Origin of the sequence: Saccharospirillum sp. MSK14-1 (genome assembly GCF_003054965.1) — a bacterium.
Classification (GTDB): domain Bacteria; phylum Pseudomonadota; class Gammaproteobacteria; order Pseudomonadales; family Natronospirillaceae; genus Saccharospirillum.
Genome location: NZ_MIES01000028.1, coordinates 1 through 693 on the forward strand (window position 1 = coordinate 1; position 693 = coordinate 693).

Below are 693 nucleotides of genomic sequence, written 5' to 3' on the forward strand. Positions count from 1 at the left end.
GCTTGGTGCCACGCAGCAGCGCGCCGATGTTCTCACCCGCACGACCTTCGTCGAGCAGCTTACGGAACATTTCAACACCGGTAACGGTTGTCTTGGTGGTGTCTTTGATACCGACGATTTCAACTTCTTCGCCAGACTTAACGATGCCGCGCTCAACACGACCAGTCACAACCGTACCGCGACCAGAGATGGAGAAAACGTCTTCGATCGGCATCAGGAACGGCTGATCGATCGCACGCTCCGGCTCAGGGATGTAAGCATCCAGTGCTTCTACCAGCTTCTTAACCGCGGTAGTACCCATTTCGTTGTCGTCTTTGCCTTCCAGCGCCATCAGCGCAGAACCGGTGATCAGCGGCGTGTCGTCACCCGGGAAGTCGTACTGGCTCAGCAGGTCACGAACTTCCATCTCAACCAGTTCCAGCAGCTCTTCGTCGTCGACCATGTCGGCCTTGTTCAGGAACACGACAATGTAAGGTACGCCAACCTGACGAGACAGCAGGATGTGCTCACGCGTTTGCGGCATCGGGCCGTCAGCAGCGGAACAGACCAGGATCGCGCCGTCCATCTGAGCGGCACCGGTGATCATGTTCTTCACGTAGTCGGCGTGGCCCGGGCAGTCAACGTGCGCGTAGTGGCGAGCCGGTGAGTCATACTCAACGTGAGAGGTGGCAATGGTGATACCACGCTCACGCT

General features: G+C 57.9%; 1 protein-coding gene. It reads right to left on the reverse strand.

Annotated features, from left to right (window positions below):
- Nucleotides 1-693, reverse strand: a 693-nt coding sequence (locus BGP77_RS08920; RefSeq protein ID WP_233252331.1) for a GTP-binding protein, incomplete at both ends; no start/stop codon positions are given.